At 40.2% G+C, this 1265-nt stretch carries 2 protein-coding genes; both read right to left on the minus strand.

All coding sequences use genetic code 11. From position 1 onward, the window contains the following. On the minus strand, window positions 1-316 hold a 316-nt coding region (locus AB0C76_RS41405), incomplete at its 3' end, for a hypothetical protein (RefSeq protein WP_359975974.1). Then, the coding region (locus AB0C76_RS41410; protein ID WP_359975977.1) for a type I restriction-modification system subunit M at window positions 300-1265 on the minus strand (966 nt) is incomplete at its 5' end. The genes AB0C76_RS41410 and AB0C76_RS41405, both read right to left, overlap by 17 nt.

A 1265-nucleotide genomic window follows, 5' to 3' on the forward strand; every position in this document is an offset into this window, starting at 1 on the left:
CGTCACTGCGGATCAAAGCCTGCTTACCAACTAAACGGCTAGATCCATTTGCAGAAGTGATAAGAATATCCCCATTTTTCACTTTGTCAATTTTAACTGCCTCTTTATTTACAAAGACATCGTCCGATTTAATTAAAAAAGTATCTTCTGCAATATTGGAAGAACGAAGAACCCTAATACCATATTTTTGGACATCGGATGGCTTATATGTTAAGCCCCGTCTTACTTCAGCTAAATTTGAGAACTTACGCTCTTCCCAATCATCCGTAAAACCTTCAAACCTTAATTGTGGACTCTTTTTACTCATCATGCCCACCTCTCAAAAGAAGACGCATCGAATCAATTAAGGCTTGATTCTCTTCACTTTCTGAAAAATCGTCAATCAACGATAAGAGCACTTGCTCTTGTTGAACTAATTCTTCATTGACCTTAAGGAGATTGGTATTTACTGCAACCAAATCAACCGGTTCCTCTTCCTCAAAGGTATCGACATAACGAGGGATATTTAAGTTAAAGTCATTTTCTTGGATCTCATCAAAACTTGCAACATGAGCATATCTTTCAATATCTTCTCGTTTTTTGTAGATAGAAACAATTTTATCAATATGTTCATCCAACAGGACATTTTTATTTTTTTGTTTTTCAAAATCTTGAGAAGCATCGATAAATAAGACATCACGATGAGAGCGGTTTTTCTTCAAAATAATAACCGTTGTCGGAATACTCGTTCCAAAAAAAATATTGGCCGGCAAGCCAATGACCGCATCAATGGCTCCCATTTCTAAAAGGGCTTGACGAATGGTTCCTTCTGCGGCTCCTCTAAAGAGCACGCCATGCGGAAGGACAATTCCCATTGTTCCCGATTCTTTCAAATGGTAAAAACCGTGAAGGAGAAAGGCAAAGTCAGCTTTAGATTTAGGCGCTAATTTTCCAAAACGCTCAAAACGAGGGTCAGAGAGAAACTGATCTGCCGCTGACCATTTTGCAGAATAAGGTGGATTCATGACTACGGAATCAAACTGATAAGGCTCTTCTGAGGGCCAATCGGCATCTAAAGTATCTCCGTTATTCAGGTTCATGCGTTCTTTATCCACCCCATGAAGAATTAAGTTCATACGTGCCAAGTTAAAGGTCGTTGTATTTAACTCTTGTCCATGATAGTGCACTTGATTTGGATTGATGAGATAGCGACGAATATTAAGCATCAAAGAACCTGACGGCCCATTCCGCCGGCGCCGAGCCGACGCAACAGCCGGTAGGCGCCC

Origin of the sequence: Kitasatospora sp. NPDC048722, from assembly GCF_040650235.1 — a bacterium.
GTDB lineage: Bacteria > Actinomycetota > Actinomycetes > Streptomycetales > Streptomycetaceae > Kitasatospora.